This is a genomic window from Pseudomonas sp. CFBP 8772, assembly GCF_014841665.1.
GTDB lineage: Bacteria > Pseudomonadota > Gammaproteobacteria > Pseudomonadales > Pseudomonadaceae > Aquipseudomonas > Aquipseudomonas graminis_B.
Genome location: NZ_JACYUI010000001.1, coordinates 144,817 through 165,642 on the forward strand (window position 1 = coordinate 144,817; position 20,826 = coordinate 165,642).

Consider the following 20,826-nt stretch of genomic DNA (forward strand, 5'->3'; position numbering starts at 1 on the left):
AGGAATCTGCGCATGTTGAACACCACACTGGCCGCTCGGGGCATTGCCGTTGCGCCTCACAGCCTCGCTGCACAATCGGCGCTGGCGGTATTGCGCGAGGGCGGTAACGCGATCGAGGCCATGGTCGCGGCAGCCGCCACGATCGCCGTTGTGTACCCACACATGAACAGCCTGGGCGGCGACGGTTTCTGGCTCATCATGCCTGCTCAGGGCGAGCCGGTGGCGATTGACGCCAGCGGTCCGGCTGGCAGTCTGGCCACCCTGAGCCGCTACGAAGGCATGAGCAAGATCCCGACCCGTGGCGTCGATGCGGCGCTGACGGTGGCGGGAACCGTAGGCGGCTGGCAGGAGGCCTTGGCCGTTTCGGCGCAACGGGATGGCCATACTCCTTTGCCGCGCCTGCTCGAAGACGCGATCCACTATGCACGGTCTGGAATCCCCACCACCGTCTCGCAACACGTCGCCACTTCTGCCAAGCAGGCTGAGCTGCAGCATGTGCCGGGTTTTGCAGAGACATTTTTGCCGAACGGCGCAGCACCGCAAGCTGGCAGTCTGTTCCGGCAACCGCGTCTGGCGGACACGCTGCAATCATTGGCCGACGACGGTCTCGACAGTTTCTATCGCGGGGCGCTTGCCGATTCCATTGCCCATGATCTGGAGGCTCTGGGCGCGCCGGTGACCCGCGCCGATCTGGCCGGCTACCGGGCCAGGCGTGTGCGCCCCCTTGAGCTGACCCACAGCGCAGGCACGGTTTACAACCTGACGCCCCCTAGCCAGGGGCTGGTTTCGCAGCTGATCCTGGGGATTTCCGATCACGCAGGTTTGGCCTCACATGCCGCGGACGAGGCAGACCATATTCATACCCTGGTGGAGGCGACCAAGCTCGCATTCGCGCTGCGCGATGGTCACATAACGGACCCCGAGCACATGACTATTGACCCACAGAGCTGCCTGGCGCCGGACAATCTGCAAGCGCTGGCCGCGCGCATTGATCCGCAGCAAGCCGCGCCGTGGGGTGAAGGCAAGGGGCCGGGCGACACGATCTGGATGGGGGTGATCGACAACGACGGGCTGGCGGTTTCGTTCATTCAGAGCATTTACCACGAATTCGGCAGCGGCGTGGTGTTGCAGGGCTCGGGCTTGAACTGGCAGAACCGCGGCGCCTCGTTCAGTCTCGATCCTGAGCACCTGTTGGTCTTGAAGCCGGGCAAGAAGCCGTTCCACACCCTCAACCCTGCGGCGGCCCGCTTGAAGGATGGCCGCGCCATGGTCTACGGCACCATGGGTGGAGACGGTCAGCCGCAAACGCAGGCGGCGGTGTTCAGCCGCTACGCGGTGTTTGGTCAGCCATTGCAGCAGGCGGTGACGGCGCCGCGCTGGTTACTGGGGCGGACCTGGGGTGATACGTCGGACACCCTGAAACTGGAGTCGCGTTTCCCGGCGCCCGTTGTCGATGAACTCAAGCGCCGTGGCCACGAGGTCGAGTTGCTTGCGGCCTTCACTGAAACCATGGGGCATGCCGGGGCTGCGGTGCGGCAGGTCAATGGCAGTTTTGAAGGCGCTTTCGACCCGCGTGGCAATGGCGCCGCCGCCGGCTATTGATTTACAGAAACACAAACTTGGCGATGAAGATCGCGCACAGCGCCCACAGGCTGACCGAAATCTCCCTGTGTTTGCCGGTGCCGGCTTTGAGCACTACGTAAGTGATAAAGCCCAGCGCGATGCCGTCGGCGACTGAGAACGTCAGCGGCATCATGATCGCCGTGACGATCGCCGGGATGCTGTCGGTGGCTTCGTCCCAGTCGATGTGCGCCATGCCGCCCATCATCAACATCGCCACATAAATCAATGCCCCTGCCGTCGCGTAGGCGGGAATCATGCCAGCCAGCGGGGCGAAGAACATCGCCGCCACGAACAGCACGCCCACGGTCACGGCGGTCAGCCCCGTCCGCCCCCCGGCCGCCACGCCCGAGGCGCTCTCCACGTAGCTGGTCACTGGCGGCACACCGACCATTGCGCCGAACACGCTGGAGGCGCTGTCTGCCTTCAAGGCCCGTGAGAGGTTCTCGATGCGACCGTCTTCGCGCACCAGACCGGCGCGCTGTGCCACACCCATGAGCGTGCCGGCCGTGTCGAACATGTGCACGAACAGAAACGCCAGCACTACGCTGATCATGCTGACGTTGAACACGCCCGCCAGGTCCATGGCCATCCAGGTCGGCGCCAGGCTCGGCGGGGTGGAGAAGATGCCGTTGTAATGCACCAGCCCCAGGCCCCAGCCGGCCAGCGTCACCGCGATGATGCTGATGAGGATCGCGCCGAAGATCCGGTGGTAACTGAGCACGGCGATCATCAGAAAGCAGATGGCGGCGAGCAGCGGACCGGGTTCGCGCAACGAGCCGAGCCTGATCAGCGTCGCCGGGCTGTCGACCACGATGCCGGCGGTCTTCAGGCCGATCAGCCCGAGAAACAGACCGACCCCGGCGCCCATGGCGTAGCGCAGGCTGACCGGGATGCTGTTGAGCAGCCATTCGCGGATCCGCGACAGCGTCAGGAACATGAAGATCACGCCCGAGACGAACACCGCGCCCAATGCCGTTTCCCAGCTGTAACCCATGGTGCCGACCACGGTGTAGGTGAAGAACGCGTTCAGGCCCATCCCCGGCGCCAGGCCCACCGGCCAGTTGGCGTACAGCCCCATCAGCAGGCAGCCCAGCGCCGCGGCGATGCAGGTCGCGACGAACGCCGCGCCATGATCGATGCCGGCGTCGGCCATGATGTTGGGGTTGACGAAGATGATGTAGGCCATGGTGATGAAGGTCGTGAGCCCCGCCAGCAGCTCGGTCCGGACGGTCGTGCCGTGCAGGCTCAGTTTGAAGAGGCGTTCAAGCAGGCCTTTGCGCGGCAGCGTGAGATCCAGCGGCGTGGCTTCGGTTTTGCGACTTTCCACAGTGAAATCCTCGGGACGTTTTTGTTGTTATGACAAAGCCGGTTGCGGGCTCTGGGAGGCGAGTGGACCTGTCAGGCCGATTTGTTGACTGAAAGGTCAGAAACGTGCACGAGAGGATTATGCTTTTGTATACAAATAATGCAAATAATGTTTTCGATGCTGTTCGGGATATTTGGCGGATTGTGTGCATAACGCCCCGCCGTTTCGGGGCCTGTGCAGACGTTGCCGGCTGTGTACAATGCGCCATTACTTTTACTGTGACTTTGCCGGGATATCTGCTATTGGTTGCTCCAACAGTGGTCGTACCCGCCCTGATCACGGCAAGGCCCCGCGCCGGATTCTGTTACCACGAGTGCCCATGAACGATCAGCTGCAACCCCTCAAGAAACACTCACGCACGGCCAAATCCGGCCGTACCGGCACCCAGGACGACATCGTCTACGCGCACATTTTCGAGGCGATTCTCGAACAGCGCCTGGCGCCCGGCACCAAACTGAGTGAAGAAGCCCTGGGTGAAATCTTCGGCGTCAGCCGCACCATCATTCGTCGCGCACTCTCGCGACTGGCCCACGAGGGGGTGGTGTTGTTGCGCCCTAACCGTGGGGCGGTGGTGGCCAGCCCGAGCGTCGAAGAGGCACGACAGGTGTTCTTCGCCAGGCGTCTGGTGGAGAAGGCGATCACTGAACTGGCGGTCGAGCACGCCACCGCGGAACAGCTCAGCGAGCTGCGCCAGATGGTCAGCGACGAGCGCGACAGTTTTTCCAAAGGGGATCGCGGGGCGGGGATTCGACTGTCGGGGGAATTCCATCTGAAGCTGGCGGAAGCGGCGAAAAACGCTCCGCTCATCAGCTTCCAGCGCAGTCTGGTCTCGCAGACCTCGCTGATCATCGCGCAGTACGAAAGCGGCAACCGCTCGCACTGCTCATACGATGAACACACCCAACTGATCGACGCCATCGAAGCCCGCGACGCGACCCTGGCGGTGAACCTGATGATGCACCACATGGATCACATCGACAGCAAGCTCAACCTCGACGAAGACAGCGCCTCCGACGACCTCCACGCCGTGTTCTCCCACCTGATGCTGCCGAAGAAAAAAGCAGGGCGCAGCACCGCAGTCTGAATGTGACAGTGACCGGGGTGGCGCTCCACCTTGCTCACGAATGCGGTGGGTCAGCCTCATCCAGGCTGACTGACAAAACGCCTTCGCGAGCAAGCTCACTCCTACAGTTTCCAGCTGTCATCCAAATCCGCGTCGAGCGCAGATCTCCTGTAGGAGCAATCGGAGGTTACGACGGTCGCGAAGCGTCGGGCCTGCGAAATCAACGTCGGCTGACACACTGCATTCGCGGGCTAGCGCTCCTACCGTTTGCGGAATCGCCTCAACGCCTATGCACCAACGCCCCCGCCGAATACGTTTCGCTCACGGTCCGGTCATCCCCCAGGGTCATCAGCACAAACAACCGCTCTTCGATGCTGGTCGCCTGACTCATGCGGTAGGCCAGCAGCGGTGTGGCGTTGAAGTCCAGCACCACGAAGTCTGCTTCGCTGCCCGGCTGCAGATTGCCGATCTTGTCTTCGAGCCGCAGCGCCCGTGCGCCGCCCAGTGTCGCCAGATACAGCGATTTGAACGGACTCAGTTTGGCGCCTTGGAGCTGCATGACTTTGTACGCCTCGTTCAACGTGTGCAGCAGCGAAAAGCTCGTCCCGGCGCCGACATCCGTTCCGAGTCCTACATTGACCTTGTGCTTTTCCGCCATCGGCAAGTTGAACAGCCCACTGCCGAGGAACAGGTTGGAGGTCGGGCAGAAGGCAATGGCTGACCCGGTTTCTGCCAGGCGCTCACACTCTTGGTCGCACAGGTGCACGCCATGGGCGAACATCGAGCGCTCGCCGAGCAGGTTGAAATGGTCGTACACGTCCAGGTAGTTCTTGCGCTCCGGGAACAGCGCCTTGACCCACTCGACTTCCTTCAGGTTTTCACTGATGTGGGTCTGCATGTACAGGTCGGGGTATTCGGTCAGCAACTGGCCGGCCAGGGTCAATTGCTCGGGCGTGCTGGTCGGGGCGAAGCGCGGGGTGACGGCGTAATGCAGACGGCCCTTGCCATGCCAGCGCTCGATCAGCGCCTTGCTGTCGACGTAGCTGGATTCAGCGGTGTCCACCAGATAATCCGGCGCGTTGCGGTCCATCATCACCTTGCCGGCGATCAGGCGCAGATTGAGCTTCTCGGCGGCACTGAACAGCGCCTCCACCGACTCCTTGTGACGACTGCCGAACACCAGTGCCGTGGTGGTGCCGTTGCGCAGCAGTTCCTTGAGAAAGATGTCAGCCACCTGCGCCGAATGCTCAGGGTCTTCGAACTGCTTCTCGCAGGGAAAGACGTAGGTGTTCAGCCAGTCGAGTAACTGCTCGCCGTAGGACCCGACCATGCCGGTCTGCGGCAAATGGATATGGGTGTCGATGAAACCGGCGGTGATCAGCGCGTCCTGATAGCTGACGATTTCGACGTCGTTGGCGAGGGTCTTCAACAGGTCTTCGGCATTGCCGAGGGCGATGATCTTGCCGTTGTCGACCACCATCAGGCCGTCTTCGAAATATTCGTACGACGCTTCCACCGCTACGTCGGCAGGGTCGGCGATACTGTGAATGATGGCGGCGCGGTAGGCTTTTTTGGCGGTGCTGATATCTGTGGTCATGTCAGTTGATCGTTCTTCCGGGATTCATTGGGCCTGGCTGCGGCGGGACACCGGCAGCAGCTTGGCGACAGGTTCGGCGGTGGTGCTTTGCTCGCCGAAATGAGCGTTGTAGGTGGCGATCACTTCGCCGGCGATGGACACGGCGATTTCCATAGGCAGCTTGCCTTTGACCTCGGTCAGGCCCATCGGGCACCGCATCCGCTGCAGCACCGCAGCATCGAAGCCGCGATCCCGCAGGCGATGCTCGAACTTCACGCGCTTGGTTTTCGAGCCGATCAGGCCGAAATAGCTGAAGTCGCCACGCTTGAGAATCGCAGCGGCGAGTTCCAGGTCCAGCTGATGATTGTGGGTCATGACGATGCAATAGCTGCCAGCGGGGAGGTTATCCACTTCTTCGGTGACGTCCTCGCAGAGGATCTGCGTCACGCCTTCTGGCAGGTGCGCGGGAAATTCGGCCTCGCGGGAATCGATCCAGCGCACGCGGCAGGGCAGGCTGGCCAGCAGCGGCACCAGCGCCCGACCGACGTGGCCGGCGCCGAAAACGGCAATGTGCGCCTGGGGCTGGCCCATGGGTTCGAACAGCAACACGTTAACGCCGCCGCAGCACTGACCCAGGCTGGCGCCAAGGCTGAAGCGCTCCAGGCGGGTGTGCTGGCTGCCGCTGGCGAGCATCTCCCGGGCAATTTCCATGGCCTTGTATTCCAGGTGACCGCCGCCGATGGTGTCGAAGATCCGCCCGGCGCTGACGACCATTTTCGAGCCGACATTGCGCGGCGTCGAGCCCCGCTCCTCGATGATGGTCACCAGCACGCAGGCCTCGCCCTGCTGCTGCAAATCGGCGAGGGCGCTGATCCAGTTATTCATGTGATTTCTCCTGATCGGCGGGTTGGCAGATCAAACATCGTCATTGCCCGTGCTGGCCTCATCGCGAGCAAGCTCACTCCTACAGGCTCGCATTTGGACTGTAGGAACGACCGGGGTGGCGCTCCACCTTGCTCGCGAAGGCGTTGGCTCAAGCCACCACTGTTCAAACTGGCGAACCCGCCAGCTCATGGGCGACACCTTCCGCTTCCGGCGCCGCAGCCCGCAACGCCCGCATCTGCTCACACCCCCACAACACCCGTTCCGGGGTCGCCGGCGCGTCGATCTTCGGTTGATGCTTGTAATCGCCCAGGCTCGCCACCGCGTCCTTGATCGCGCACCACGCGGCGATGCCCAGCATGAACGGCGGCTCGCCCACGGCTTTGGAATGGAACACCGTGTCTTCGGGGTTCTTGCGGTTTTCCACCAGCTTCACGCGCAGGTCCGCCGGCATGTCGGCCACGGCCGGAATCTTGTAGCCCGCCGGGCCATTGGTCATCAGCTTGCCCTTGTCGTTCCAGACCAGTTCCTCGGTGGTCAGCCAGCCCATCCCTTGAATGTAGCCGCCCTCGACCTGGCCGATGTCGATGGCCGGGTTCAGCGAGGCGCCGACGTCGTGAAGAATGTCCGTGCGCAGCATTTTGTATTCGCCGGTCAGGGTGTCGACCAGCACCTCAGTGCAGGCCGCGCCGAAGGCAAAGTAATAGAAGGGCCGGCCGCGCGCCTGGCTGCGGTCGTAGAAGATCTTCGGCGTCTTGTAATAGCCCGTGCTCGACAGCGACACCTGGCCCATCCACGCCTGCTGGGCGAGGGTGTCGAAGCTGATGACCTGCTCGCCGACGCGCACATGACCGTTGCGAAACTCGACCCGCGACTCATCGCACTGATAATGCCTGGCTGCGAATTCCACCAGCCGCTGCTTGAGGATTTCCGCAGCGTTCTGCGCCGCCTTGCCGTTCAAGTCAGCGCCGCTGGAGGCGGCCGTCGGCGACGTGTTCGGCACCTTGTCGGTATTCGTCGCGGTGATCTGCACACGGTCGATGTCGACCTGGAACACCTCGGCCACCACCTGCGCCACCTTGACGTTCAGACCCTGACCCATCTCGGTGCCGCCGTGATTGAGGTGAATGCTGCCGTCGGTGTAAATGTGGATCAGCGCGCCGGCCTGGTTGAGAAAGCTGGCAGTGAAGGAAATGCCGAACTTCACCGGAATCAGGGCCAGGCCTTTCTTCAGAATCGGGCTGTGGGCGTTGTAGGCCGTGATCGCTTTACGTCGCTCGGCGTAGTCGCTGCTTTCTTCCAGTTCGGCAGTCATTTCTTCGAGCATGTTGTGCTCGACCGTCTGGTAGTAATGGGTGACGTTGCGCTCGGTCTTGCCGTAATAGTTGGACTTGCGCACCGCCAGCGGATCCTTGCCCAGATGCCGGGCGATGACGTCCATCACTTCCTCGATGGCGACCATCCCCTGGGGGCCGCCGAAGCCCCGGTAGGCCGTGTTTGACGCGGTGTTGGTCTTGCAGCGATGGCCATTGATCGTGGCGTCGCCCAGGTAATACGAATTGTCGGCGTGAAACATCGCGCGGTCGACGATGGACGCCGACAGGTCCGGTGAGTAACCGCAGTTGCCCGCCAGTTCCAGCTGAATCCCGTGCAAGCGTCCGTCGTCGTCGAACCCCACGTCATACTCGACGTAAAACGGGTGCCGCTTACCGGTCATCATCATGTCTTCCACGCGGGGCAGGCGCATCTTGGTCGGCTGACCGGTCAGACGCGCAACCACCGCGCACAGGCACGCGGGGCTCGCGGCCTGGGTTTCCTTGCCGCCGAAGCCGCCGCCCATACGGCGCATGTCGACGACGATCTTGTTCATCGGCACGTCCAGCACTTCGGCGACGAGCTTCTGCACCTCGGTCGGGTTCTGCGTCGAGCAATAGACGATCATGCCGCCGTCTTCCGTGGGCATCACCGACGAAATCTGCGTCTCCAGGTAGAAGTGCTCCTGACCGCCGATGTGCAGCGTGCCCTGAATCCGGTGGGTGGCGGACGCCAGCGCCGTCGCTGAATCACCGCGCTGGTGGGTGTGGCTGTCGAGCACGAAGTGCTTGTTGCGGTAGGCCTGGACGACGTCGAGCACCGGCTCCAAGTCTTCGTATTCGATGATCGCGGCCATGGCCGCCTTGCGTGCGGTTTCCATATCTCGGGCCGCCACGGCAATCACCGGCTGACCGACGAACTCGACCGTGTCGATGGCCAGCAACGGATCGCCGGGCAGCAGCGGGCCGATGTCCTTGAGGCCCGGAATGTCTTCGTGGGTGATGGCGATGCGCACGCCGTCGAAGGCGTAGCAGGGCGACACGTCGACGCGGACGATGCGCGCGTGGGCACGGTCGGACAGCCGCGCATACACGTGCAGCTGATTGGGGAATTCGAGGCGGTCGTCGATGTAGATCGCTTCGCCGGAAACGTGCTTGTCGGCGCTGTCATGCTTGACGCTGCGGCCCACGCCGGTGGTCAGGTCCTGTTGAAACAGGGCGACCATTTCTTCCTGGGACCTGGCTGAATGATGGTTAGACATAAGCTGTCACCCGCGTCTGGATGTGGGGCGTTTGCACTTCAATGAAGTATTTGCGCAGCAGGTTCTGTGCGCTGAGCAGGCGGTATTCCTTGCTCGCGCGGAAATCCGTCAGCGGCGTGAAATCCTCGGCCAGTGCGGCGCAGGCACGCTCGATGGTGGCCGACGTCCACGGCTGGCCAATCAGCGCCTGTTCACAATGGGCGGCGCGTTTGGGGATCGCCGCCATGCCGCCAAACGCCGCGCGGGCGTCGACGATGGCACCGTTCTCGACCTGCACGCGGAACGCTGCGCAGACCGCCGAGATGTCGTCGTCCAGCCGCTTGGAAACCTTGTACGCGCGAAACGTCTGTCGGGCGTTGGCGCGGGGCACGATGATGCGCTCGATGAACTCGCTTTCCTGACGTACCGTCACCCGGTAATCGATGAAGTAATCCTCCAGCGCCAGGGTGCGGGTCTGCTCGCCTTTGCGCAGCACGATCTTCGCGCCTAGGGCGATGAGCAGGGGCGGCGAGTCGCCAATCGGGGACGCGTTGCCGATGTTGCCGCCGAGGGTGCCCTGATTGCGGATCTGCAGCGATGCAAAACGGTGCAGCAATTCACCGAAATCCGGGTACTCGCGGCTCAGTGCTTCGTAGCAATCGGTGAGCGCCGTGGCCGCGCCGATCTCGATGCGGTCTTCGAAGTGCTCGATCTTCTTCATCGCCGCGACATTGCCGACGTAGATCATCACCGGCAGCGGGCGATGGAATTGCGTCACTTCGAGGGCCAGATCAGTGCCGCCGGCCAGCAATCGCGCCTGAGGATAGGCGTTGTAGAGATCCGCCAGATCGGCGACGGTCAGCGGTACCAGGCAGCGCTTGTCACCGCTGTTCAGCTCGCCGGTTTGCGTCGGCGCAATGGCCTTGAGGCGGGCGATGGTCTGAGCTTTCAGGGCATCGAACTGGTCAGGCTGCGCTTGGCTGCAGCTTTGCTCGGCCGCCGCGAGGATCGGTCGATAGCCGGTGCAACGGCATAGGTTTCCGGCCAAGGCTTCGTGGGCTTGGGCGTGCCTGGTCTCGGAGGAGGCGGATTCGGCGCTGTTCTTTTGCAGGGCGAACAGCGACATGACAAAGCCCGGCGTGCAGAAGCCGCACTGGGAGCCGTGGCAGTCGACCATCGCCTGCTGAACGCTGTGCAAGCGTCCCTGATGCTTGAGGTCTTCAACGCTGATCAGTTGCTTGCCGTGCAGCGAGGCCACGAAGGTCAGACAGGAATTGAGGCTGCGATAACTCAGTTGCTCCCGGCCCGCCGCATCGGTGGTCAGCTCGCCCACGACCACGGTGCACGCGCCGCAATCGCCGCTGGCGCAGCCTTCTTTGGTGCCGGACTTGTGCAGATGCTCGCGCAGATAGTTGAGCACCGTCACATTGGGGTCCAGAGCCTGTTCGGTTTTCAGCTCTTGGTTCAGGAGAAACTGGATCACGGGTCGCGCCTCGTTCTTGTCATTTAAAAGCACTGGTCACAGCTGCCGGCGGAGGGGTCATCGAACATGTCGATGAATCTATCAGCTCTGACTATCGGGTCAATTAATTTCTGACTCAAAGGTCAAGAAATTCATTATTTCGAAATATGGCCGATAACTCAGGTGAACATGATGTTTAAAGACTGGGTGCGCGTGGGCAGAACATATCCGTGTTTCTGCTTAATTCGTGCCAGTTTCCACAGTATGGCCCTGCGCCACAGACCTGCAGTGCGATACACTCCGCCGCTTGTTTGCGACCCAAGAAGTTGAAGGTAAGAAATGACGTTCAAGGCACCTGACAGCCTCGCCGAGCAGATCGCTCACCACCTTGCCGAGCGCATCATCCGCGGCGAGCTCAAGCCAGGGGAGCGGATTCAGGAGCAGAAGGTCACGGCCGCGCTGAACGTGAGCCGAGGCTCGGTGCGCGAGGCGTTGCTGATTCTCGAACGCCGCCACCTGATCGTGATCCTGCCCCGTCGTGGCGCGCAGGTGTCGGTCCTGACCCCGCACAACATCACCAGCCTCTGCGCCTTGATGAGCGAGATGTACATCCTGCTCGGTCTGGCCGTGGCGCGCAGCTGGAAGGAGCCGGTCGATCTGGCGCCGTTCCAGCAGATTCAGCAGCGGCTCATGGCCAGTTGCGAGCGCCAGGACGTGAAGGGCTTCGTCGAAGAGAGCTTCAACGTGATGCGCGCGGCCTATCCGTTCGCCAACAACCCGTACCTGGAAGAGACCGTCGAGAACCTGCAGCCCTCCATGAGCCGCTTCTATTTCCTCGCCCTGGATCAACGCGAGGCGGAAATGAGCGAATACCTGACCCTGTTCGGCCAGTTGCTCGAAGCGGTGGTAGCGCGGGATCTGGCGCGCATCCGCGACGTGCTGACCTGCTACGCCGAGCGCAGTTGCCAATCGGTTTTGTCTGCCCTGGCGGCCAGCTGATTCATGCGCCTCAAGTGCATCAGACTGGCCGGGTTCAAATCGTTCGTCGACCCGACGACGGTGAACTTCCCCAGCAACATGGCGGCCGTGGTCGGTCCCAATGGATGCGGCAAATCCAACATCATCGACGCGGTGCGCTGGGTCATGGGCGAAAGCTCGGCCAAGAACCTGCGCGGCGAGTCGATGACCGATGTCATCTTCAACGGCTCCACCAGCCGCAAGCCGGTGAGCCAGGCGAGCATCGAGCTGGTTTTCGATAACTCCGACGGCACCCTGGTCGGCGAATACGCCAGCTACGCGGAAATCTCCATTCGCCGCAAAGTGACCCGCGACAGCCAGAACAGCTATTACCTCAACGGCACCAAATGCCGTCGCCGCGACATCACCGACATCTTCCTCGGTACCGGCCTGGGCCCGCGCAGCTACTCGATCATCGAGCAGGGCATGATCTCCAAGCTGATCGAAGCCAAGCCCGAAGACCTGCGCAATTTCATCGAAGAAGCCGCCGGCATCTCCAAGTACAAGGAGCGCCGCCGCGACACCGAAAACCGCATTCGCCGCACCCACGAAAACCTCGCGCGCCTGACCGATTTGCGCGAAGAACTGGGTCGTCAGCTGGAGCGCCTGCAGCGTCAGGCCCAGGCGGCCGAGAAGTATCAGGAATACAAAGCCGAAGAGCGTCAGCTCAAGGCGCAACTGTCGGCGTTGCGCTGGCAGGCGCTGAATGAGCAAGTGGCCCAGCGCGAATCGGTGATTGGCAATCAGGAGGTCGGCTTCGAGTCGTTGGTCGCTGACCAGCGCAGCGCCGACGCCGCCATCGAGCGCCTGCGCGACGGTCATCACGACCTGTCCGAGCGATTCAATATCGTGCAGGGGCGCTTCTATTCCGTGGGCGGCGACATTGCCCGGGTAGAGCAGAGCATCCAGCACGGTCAGCAACGCTTGCGTCAGTTGCAGGACGACCTGCGCGAAGCCGAGCGCGCGCGCCTGGAAACCGAATCCCACCTGGGCCACGACCGCACACTGCTGGCGACCCTTGGCGAAGAGCTGGAAATGCTCGAGCCGGAGCAGGAAATCACCCTCGCCGCCGCCGAAGAATCCGCCGCCGCGCTGGAAGACGCCGAGACCGCCCTGCACGGCTGGCAGGAGCAGTGGGACGCTTTCAATCTCACGTCCGCCGAACCCCGGCGGCAGGCGGAAGTGCAGCAGTCGCGCATTCAGCAGCTGGAAACCAGCCTGGAGCGCCTGGCCGAGCGTCAACGGCGTTTGGGTGAAGAGCGCCAATTGCTCGCGGCTGACCCCGAAGACGCCGCGATTCTCGAACTCAGCGAAGACCTCGCCGCGCGGGAAATGGCTTTCGAAGAACTGACCGCTGAAGAAGAACACCTGATCGAGCGCCTTGAGCAACTGCGCGTCGATCTACAACAGGCCACCCAGGCGCAGCAACAGGCCCAGGGCGATCTGCAACGCTTGAACGGCCGGCTTGCGTCGCTGGAAGCGCTGCAACAGGCGGCACTCGATCCCGGCACCGGCACAGCCGAATGGCTGCGCGATCATCAGCTCAGCGAGCGTCCGCGGCTGGCCGAAGGGCTGCGGGTCGAGGCGGGCTGGGAAATGGCCGTGGAAACCGTGTTGGGCGCCGACCTGAATGCGGTGCTGGTGGATGATTTCGCCGGTCTCGATCTGGCCGGATTCAGTCAGGGCGACCTGCGCCTGGTGAGTCCCGGCGCTGATGTCACGCGCATACCTGGCAGTTTGCTGGACAAAGTCGATACGCAGGTCGATCTGGCCCACTGGCTGGGCCAAGTCAAACCCGTGGAAACCCTCGACGATGCCTTGGCGCTTCGCGGCCAACTGGGCGCCGGTGAAAGCCTGATCAGCCGCGACGGCTATTGGGTCGGTCGGGACTTTCTCCGCGTGCGCCGCGCCAGCGAGGCCGAAAGCGGCGTGCTGGCGCGGGGTCAGGAATTGCAGCGCCTTGAAGCCGAGCGCGACGAACGTGAGGCGACCCTGGCCGCGCTAGATGAACAATTGCTAACTCAGCGCGAGCAGCAACGCACCCAGGAAGACAACCGCGAGCAATTGCGCCGTCGCCTGCAGGACGAAGCCCGTCAGCAGAGCGAGCTCAAGGCGCAGTTGTCCGCTGCCAAAGCCAAGGTCGAGCAACTGACCCTGCGCCGGACGCGGCTCGATGAAGAATTGGCCGAGCTCGCTGAACAGCGGGCCATGGAGCAGGAAACCCTCGGCGAATCCCGCCTGCAGTTGCAGGACGCCCTCGACAGCATGGCGCTGGACACCGAACAGCGCGAGCTGCTGCTGGCCCAGCGCGACAGCCTGCGCGAGCGCCTGGACCGGGTGCGTCAGGAAGCCCGGCAGCATAAGGATCACGCCAACCAGTTGGCCGTGCGCCTGGGTTCGCTGCGCGCGCAGCATGATTCCACCCGTCAGGCCCTGGAGCGGCTGGAGATGCAGTCCGAGCGCCTGACCGAGAAGCGCGAGCAGTTGAGCCTGAATCTGGAGGAGGGCGCCGCGCCGCTGGAAGAATTGCGCATGAAGCTCGAAGAGCTGCTGGAAAAGCGCATGGTCGTCGACGAAGAGATGCGCACCGCCAAGAACGCTCTGGAAGACGCCGACCGCGAACTGCGGGAAGCCGAGAAACGTCGCAACCAGGCCGAGCAGCAATCGGCGCTGTTGCGTGGGCAACTAGAGCAACAGCGCCTGGAATGGCAGACCCTGACCGTAAGGCGCAAGGCGCTTCAGGAGCAACTGCACGAAGACGGCTACGACCTGGATGGCGTGCTGGCGACCCTGACCGCCGACGCCAACGAGAAGGCCGCCGAAGAAGAACTGGAGCGCATCGCCGCACGGATTCAGCGTCTGGGCGCCATCAACCTTGCAGCCATCGACGAGTATCAGCAGCAGTCCGAACGCAAACGCTATCTGGACGCCCAGGACGCCGATCTGGTCGAAGCGCTGGACACGCTGGAAAGCGTGATTCGCAAAATCGACAAGGAAACCCGCAACCGCTTCAAAGAGACCTTTGATCAGATAAACAGCGGAATTCAGGCACTTTTTCCAAAAGTTTTCGGTGGCGGCAGCGCTTACTTGGAACTGACGGGCGAAGATTTACTCGATACAGGGGTGACGATCATGGCGCGTCCTCCCGGCAAGAAAAACAGCACGATCCATTTGCTGTCCGGGGGTGAGAAAGCCCTGACCGCGCTGGCGCTGGTTTTTGCCATCTTCAAACTCAACCCGGCGCCGTTCTGCATGCTCGACGAAGTCGATGCGCCGCTGGACGACGCAAACGTGGGGCGCTACGCCCGGTTGGTCAAAGAGATGTCCCAGACGGTGCAGTTCATCTACATCACCCACAACAAGATCGCCATGGAAATGGCTGACCAGTTGATGGGCGTCACCATGCACGAACCGGGTTGTTCAAGGCTGGTGGCGGTGGACGTAGAGGAGGCGATGGCGCTGGTGGAGTCATAGCAGGATGCGCAGTTGATCGCGTGGCGATCATGAAGATTTGCAGGGAAAAGTGGCGCACGGACGTCCAGTACAGGAACCACCGCCGCAGCGTGACAGATGCTTGTGACCTGCCAGATGTAACAGACGGTGTAAAGTTGCCTTTGGTCGTGCTAGCTTAATGTCCACTTTTCCATTTCGCGTGGGTAAAAGGCCATTCAGAACATAGAGTTGGCTCCACGTTTTAAAGGGGTTTGCGCCCTTAATTTTCAGAATTTCATTAGAGGCACGGGACTACATGGAAATCGGTCTGCGAGAGTGGCTGATCGTCATCGGCATTATTGTGATTGCCGGTATTCTGTTTGACGGCTGGCGCCGTATGCGCGGCGGCAAGGGCAAATTGAAATTCAGGCTGGACCGCAACTTATCCAACCTGCCGGACGACGACGAACCAACGTCCGCCGAAGTGCTGGGCCCTGCGCGCGTCCTCGACACCCATAAAGAACCGAAACTCGACGAGCATGACCTGCCGACGATGAGTGCAGCGCCACGGGAGCGCGCCGAACGTGAACCGCGACGGGGCAAGCGCAAGGACGAGCCGCATCAGGGCGACCTCAACCTGAGCGCCGGTCCTGACCTGTTCAGTGCCCGCGACGACGACTTCCCGGACGACAAGCCGAACCAGCGCATCACCGAAGACAAGGACCTGCCACCGGTGGAAGAAGTGCTGGTGATCAGCGTGATCTCCCGGGACGAAAGCGGCTTCAAAGGTCCGGCGCTGTTGCAGAACATTCTGGAAAGCGGCCTGCGCTTTGGCGAAATGGACATTTTCCACCGTCACGAAAGCATGGCCGGCAACGGCGAAGTGCTGTTCTCGATGGCCAATGCGGTCAAGCCGGGCGTGTTCGATCTGGACGATATCGACCACTTCAGCACCCGCGCCGTCAGCTTCTTCCTCGGTCTACCAGGGCCGCGTCATCCGAAGCAGGCGTTTGATGTCATGGTCGCCGCCGCTCGCAAGCTGGCCCACGAGCTCAACGGTGAATTGAAAGATGACCAGCGCAGCGTCATGACCGCGCAAACCATCGAGCATTACCGTCAGCGCATCGTCGAGTTCGAACGCCGCGCCCTGACCCAGCGCCGTTGATTGGCGTTCCCACAGATTCAAGCATCACCAATTGAGCAGCTTCGGCTGCTCTTTTGCATTTCGAGAACACACCTATGAAAGCCGCCGAAACCCGCATCCTTGAACTGCGCGCTGAGCTGGATCAGCACAATTACCGCTATCACGTGCTCGACGAGCCGAGCATCCCGGACGTCGAGTACGACCGGCTGTTCCACGAGCTGAAGGCGCTGGAGGCGGAGAACCCGCATCTGGTGACCCCTGACTCGCCGACCCAGCGGGTGGGCAGTGCGGCACTGTCGGCGTTCACTCAGGTGCGCCACGAAATCCCCATGCTGAGCCTCGGCAACGCCTTCGAAGAAACCGACATGCTCGAGTTCGATCGTCGGGTCAACGAAGGGCTGGACCTGCCGGCTGCTTCGAAGAAGGTGGAATACAGCTGCGAGCCGAAACTCGACGGCCTGGCGGTCAGCCTGCTGTACCAGAACGGCGCGCTGGTGCGCGGTGCCACCCGCGGCGACGGCACCACCGGCGAAGACATCAGCGTCAACGTGCGCACCGTGCGCAATATCCCGCTGAAGCTGCACGGCAAGGGCTGGCCGGACACCCTCGAAGTGCGCGGCGAAGTCTTCATGTCCAAGGCCGGCTTCGAGCGCCTGAACGCCAGTCAGCTTGAAGTGGGTGGCAAGACCTTCGCCAATCCGCGAAACGCGGCGGCCGGCAGCCTGCGCCAGCTGGATTCGAAAATCACCGCCAACCGCCCGCTGGAATTTTGCTGCTACGGCATCGGCCAGGTGTCCCACGACATCGCCGACACCCACACCGGCAACCTCCAGCAACTGAAAGAGTGGGGCATGCCGATCAGCCGCGAGATGAAAATCGCCCACGGCATCGAAGACTGCCTGACGTACTACCACGACATCGGCGAGAAACGTCTCACGCTCCCGTACGAAATCGACGGCGTGGTGTTCAAGGTGAACAGCATTGCCGCCCAGCGCGAGCTGGGTTTCCGCGCCCGCGAACCGCGCTGGGCGATTGCCCACAAATTCCCGGCCATGGAAGAACTCACCGAGCTGCTCGACGTGGAATTCCAGGTCGGCCGCACCGGCGCCGTCACGCCGGTCGCCCGTTTGAAACCGGTGAAAGTCGCCGGTGTGACGGTCGCCAACGCGACGCTGCACAACATGGACGAAGTGGCGCGTCTGGGCCTGATGATCGGCGACACGGTGATCATCCGCCGCGCCGGGGACGTGATTCCCCAGGTGGTGCAGGTGGTGCAGGAGCGCCGCCCGAAAGACGCACGCGCCGTCGAGATCCCGCAGACCTGCCCGGTGTGCGGCTCCCAGGTCGAGCGCACGCAACTGATCAAGCGCAGCAAGGGCAAGGAAACCATCAGCGAAGGCGCGGTTTACCGTTGCGTCGGCCGTCTGGCCTGTGGCGCGCAGCTCAAGCAGGCGATCATCCATTACGTGTCCCGTCGGGCGATGGACATCGAAGGCCTGGGTGATAAGACCATCGAGCAATTGGTGGACGAGAAACTGATCGGTTCGCCCGCTGACCTGTACAAACTTAAGTACGAGCAGATCATCGATCTGGAGGGTTTTGCCGAAATCTCCAGCAAGAAGCTGCTCAAGGCCATCGACGACAGCAAGCAGCCGACGCTGGCGCGCTTCATCTATGCGCTGGGCATTCCGGACGTGGGTGAGGAGACGGCCAAGGTGCTGGCGCGCTCGTTGGGTTCGCTGGATCGGGTGATTGTCGCGCTGCCGGAGGTGCTGACGTATCTGCCGGACGTGGGCCTGGAAGTCGCCCATGAGATCCACAGTTTTTTCGAAGACGAGCACAACCAGAACGTGATCGGGGCCTTGCTCGGCGAATGCCAGATGGAGCTTCAGGACACGGGCGACTTGGGCGCTGAGTTCGCAGCCAGTGCGACCTTGGGCGGAATGCTGGACAAGCTGAATATTCCGTCGGTAGGGCAGGGTGCGGCGCAGAAACTGGCGGACAAGTTCGGCACCCTTGAGGCGGTCGTCAAGGCGGACTGGCTGGATATGCGGCAGACGCTGCCGGAGAAGCAGGCGCAGGCGGTGCGGGTGTTTTTCGATGTCCCGGAGCATGCGCAGCGGGCGTTGGCGATCGAGCAGCAGCTGAAGGATTTCGGCATGCACTGGCAGAGCGAGAAAAAGGTGGTGGAGGGTTTGCCGCTGGCCGGGCAGACGTGGGTCTTGACCGGTTCGCTGGAGTTGATGAGCCGGGATGTGGCGAAGGAGAAGCTGGAGGGGCTGGGGGCGAAGGTGTCCGGTTCGGTCTCGGCGAAGACCCACACGGTGGTGGCCGGGCCGGGGGCGGGCTCGAAGTTGACCAAGGCCAACGAGCTGGGGCTGAAGGTGCTCGACGAAGAGGCGTTTGTGGGGTTTCTGAAGCAACAAGGCGTTGAGGTCGGCTAGATCAAGATCAAGGTCCTTAAGATCAAGAGCGTCTGCCTGGGGGCAGACTGTTTCGCCTTCGGCGAGTTACTTGATAAAGCCCCAAGTAACCAAGGGCTTGTGCTCCTGGTTGGGCCCCTCCTGCGTCGGGGTTCCTTCACTCCGGTCTCGCTCCGTGGGCCCGCGCCGAACGGACATCCATGTCCTGACGGCGCTCTCGCCGCATCCCTGCGGCTCGGCCCACTGCGCGAGACCTGCGTTCAGCCTGCACCCAAGTCGCGTTCTGCAGTGTTTGGGCTTTTTGTGTACGAAGATCAAAAGCGCTTTCAAAGCAGATCAAGGGCTTCCCGGCTAAAGCCGGTCCTACGGTCGAGGTCTGCCGCGACTCTCGCAGAATGCACGCGCTGCCTTTAGTGGGACCGGCTTCAGCCGGGAAGAGGCCGGTTGAGTCACCATCAATTTCGCAGTTCGGCAACTGATCGTTCCCACGCTCCGCGTGGGCATGCATCCCAAGACGCTCCGCGTCATGCAGGGACGCGGAGCGTCCGAGGCGGCGTTACCACGCGGAGCGTGGGAACGATCAACGATCAGCAGAAACAACGCGCACCCGCAGGACCGGCTTCAGCCGGGAAGCCTTTGATCTGCACTTGATCTTGATCTTCATACACAGCCAGCCCAGACACCGCCAATCGCGACTTGGGTGCAGGCCGAACGCAGACGACGCGGAGTGGGCCGAACGGCATGGATGCCGCGAGAGCGCCGTCAGGACATGGATGTCCGTTCGGCGCGGGCCCACGGAGCGTCGTCGGAGTGAGGGAACCCTGAGGAACGAAGGGCCAAACCAGGAGCAGGCACCCTTGGTTACTTGGGGTGCTTTTCCAAGTAACTCGCCGAAGGCGAAATGCCCGCCGTTAGGCGGGTCCCCGGATCTGGACCTGAGTGAAGTAGTCCCGCCGATAAGCGGGACCCAAGAGTAAGAAAATCCCACGGAACCCCCGCCACCCTTGACGATCTAGTGCTTGCAGCCCCATCAGGATATCGCCATGTTCCAGTTCTTCGAGCAACTCAGCACACGGATCGCGGCGCCGTTCGCCGGTGAGAACAAACGCAACAGCAAAGTCTGGCAATGCCATTGCGGACAGTCGGTGTTTTTCCGCAACAGCCAGTGCCTGGCCTGCTCGGCGGCGTTGGGTTATCTCCCCGAGCAAAGCAAGATTGCCGCGCTGGAACCGGGCCCCGAGGCGCAGACCTGGCGTCTCACCGACGAGCCCCAGGCCGGGCTCTACCGCCGTTGCGCCAACCTCGACACGGCAGCCGCCTGCAATTGGATGTTTCCGGCGCTGAACGCCGGCGACTTCTGCATCGCTTGCAGCCTCAATAAGACCATCCCCGACCTGTCCGTGCCGGAAAACCCTGAGCGCTGGGGCAAGATCGAGACCGCCAAGCGCCGGCTGGTTGCACAGTTGATCACCCTCGGCCTTCACGTCGTCCCCAAAAGCGTCGACGAAGAACGCGGCCTGGCCTTCGAATTCCTCGGCGTCGACCTGGAAGGCAACCTGCCCACCACCGGCCATGCCAGTGGCTTGATCACCCTTAACGTCGAAGAAGCCGACGACGCCATTCGTGAGAAGGTTCGCGTGCAGATGCACGAACCCTACCGCACGCTACTCGGGCATTTCCGTCACGAAGTGGGGCATTACTACTGGGATCGCCTGATCGCCGACACCTACTGGCAGGACGGTTTCCGCAACCTGTTTGGCGACGACCGCGCCAGCTACGCCGACGCCCTTGACCATCACTACCAGCATGGCGCGCCGGCCGACTGGCAGCAGAGCTTTGTCAGCGCCTACGCGACCATGCACCCGTGGGAAGACTGGGCCGAAACCTGGGCGCATTACCTGCACATGATGGACGCTGTCGACACCGCGCTGAGCCTGGGCATGAGTGCCCGTGACATGGATCTCGACTACCAGCCGTTCCCGCTGGAAACCCTGTACGACCCTCAGCATCCGGGCGGTCCGGCGTTTCTCTCGTTCGTCAATGCGTGGATCGAGCTGGCGGGCATGCTCAACGAATTGTCCCGCGCCATGGGTCAGGCGGATTTCTATCCGTTCGTGTTGCCTCCGGCGGTCATCACCAAGCTGCATTTCATCCATCTGGTCATACAGGGTGCTGGCGGTAAGGCTGATGAGGTGCTGCAGGTGCAGTGATTCACTCAGGTGAGTGAGGGCTAAAAAGCACGGGTACGAAGCGGTGAAAGGACTTCGCCGCTTGTCCGCGATGC

12 protein-coding genes are annotated in these 20,826 nt (G+C 62.3%); 7 read left to right on the top strand and 5 right to left on the bottom strand.

Features of this window, described 5'->3' with window-relative positions; translation table 11 throughout:
- Positions 1 to 12 precede the first annotated feature (12 nt).
- Positions 13 to 1,602, top strand: a complete 1,590-nt coding sequence (locus tag IFT99_RS00665) for a gamma-glutamyltransferase family protein (RefSeq protein WP_192130063.1) — start codon at positions 13 to 15, stop codon at positions 1,600 to 1,602.
- A gap of 1 nt (position 1,603) precedes the next feature.
- Here the strand turns inward: IFT99_RS00665 and IFT99_RS00670 are convergent, their stop codons facing one another.
- The gene (locus IFT99_RS00670; protein WP_192130064.1) at positions 1,604 to 2,950 is read right to left on the bottom strand and encodes an NCS2 family permease; all 1,347 of its coding nucleotides are present in this window, start codon (positions 2,948 to 2,950) and stop codon (positions 1,604 to 1,606) included.
- Between the two features lie 358 nt (positions 2,951 to 3,308).
- Between IFT99_RS00670 and IFT99_RS00675 the strand changes: the two genes are divergently transcribed.
- On the top strand, positions 3,309 to 4,073 hold the full coding sequence (locus IFT99_RS00675; protein WP_192130065.1) for a GntR family transcriptional regulator: 765 nt from the start codon (positions 3,309 to 3,311) through the stop codon (positions 4,071 to 4,073).
- A gap of 259 nt (positions 4,074 to 4,332) precedes the next feature.
- On the opposite strand, the gene guaD is transcribed toward IFT99_RS00675, so the two are convergent.
- The 4 genes from guaD to xdhA all read right to left on the bottom strand — a co-directional run bounded on the left by guaD (position 4,333) and on the right by xdhA (position 10,547).
- Positions 4,333 to 5,649, bottom strand: a complete 1,317-nt coding sequence (gene guaD, locus IFT99_RS00680; RefSeq protein WP_192130066.1) for a guanine deaminase — start codon at positions 5,647 to 5,649, stop codon at positions 4,333 to 4,335.
- Between the two features lie 24 nt (positions 5,650 to 5,673).
- Positions 5,674 to 6,513 (bottom strand): xanthine dehydrogenase accessory protein XdhC, encoded by an 840-nt coding sequence (gene xdhC, locus IFT99_RS00685; RefSeq protein ID WP_192130067.1) that lies wholly within the window; start codon positions 6,511 to 6,513, stop codon positions 5,674 to 5,676.
- 163 nt (positions 6,514 to 6,676) lie between these two features.
- Positions 6,677 to 9,085, bottom strand: a complete 2,409-nt coding sequence (gene xdhB / locus IFT99_RS00690) for a xanthine dehydrogenase molybdopterin binding subunit (protein ID WP_192130068.1) — start codon at positions 9,083 to 9,085, stop codon at positions 6,677 to 6,679.
- Positions 9,078 to 10,547: a xanthine dehydrogenase small subunit gene (xdhA, locus tag IFT99_RS00695; RefSeq protein ID WP_192130069.1), complete on the bottom strand. Its 1,470-nt coding sequence runs from the start codon at positions 10,545 to 10,547 to the stop codon at positions 9,078 to 9,080. Before xdhA ends, xdhB begins: the two co-directional genes overlap by 8 nt.
- 318 nt (positions 10,548 to 10,865) lie before the next feature.
- On the opposite strand from xdhA, the gene IFT99_RS00700 reads away from it, so the two are divergent.
- The 5 genes from IFT99_RS00700 to IFT99_RS00720 all read left to right on the top strand — a co-directional run bounded on the left by IFT99_RS00700 (position 10,866) and on the right by IFT99_RS00720 (position 20,752).
- On the top strand, positions 10,866 to 11,525 hold the full coding sequence (locus IFT99_RS00700) for a GntR family transcriptional regulator (RefSeq protein WP_065988713.1): 660 nt from the start codon (positions 10,866 to 10,868) through the stop codon (positions 11,523 to 11,525).
- 3 nt (positions 11,526 to 11,528) lie between these two features.
- On the top strand, positions 11,529 to 15,017 hold the full coding sequence (smc, locus tag IFT99_RS00705) for a chromosome segregation protein SMC (protein WP_192130070.1): 3,489 nt from the start codon (positions 11,529 to 11,531) through the stop codon (positions 15,015 to 15,017).
- Positions 15,018 to 15,291: 274 nt separating this feature from the next.
- A complete protein-coding gene (gene zipA / locus IFT99_RS00710) occupies positions 15,292 to 16,140 on the top strand; it encodes a cell division protein ZipA (protein ID WP_065988711.1) in 849 nt (282 codons plus the stop codon).
- A 74-nt stretch (positions 16,141 to 16,214) separates the two neighbouring features.
- On the top strand, positions 16,215 to 18,563 hold the full coding sequence (gene ligA, locus IFT99_RS00715) for an NAD-dependent DNA ligase LigA (RefSeq protein WP_192130071.1): 2,349 nt from the start codon (positions 16,215 to 16,217) through the stop codon (positions 18,561 to 18,563).
- Between the two features lie 1,022 nt (positions 18,564 to 19,585).
- Complete coding sequence (locus IFT99_RS00720) at positions 19,586 to 20,752, top strand: zinc-binding metallopeptidase family protein (RefSeq protein ID WP_192130072.1); 1,167 nt, start codon at positions 19,586 to 19,588, stop codon at positions 20,750 to 20,752.
- Positions 20,753 to 20,826: the final 74 nt, after the last annotated feature.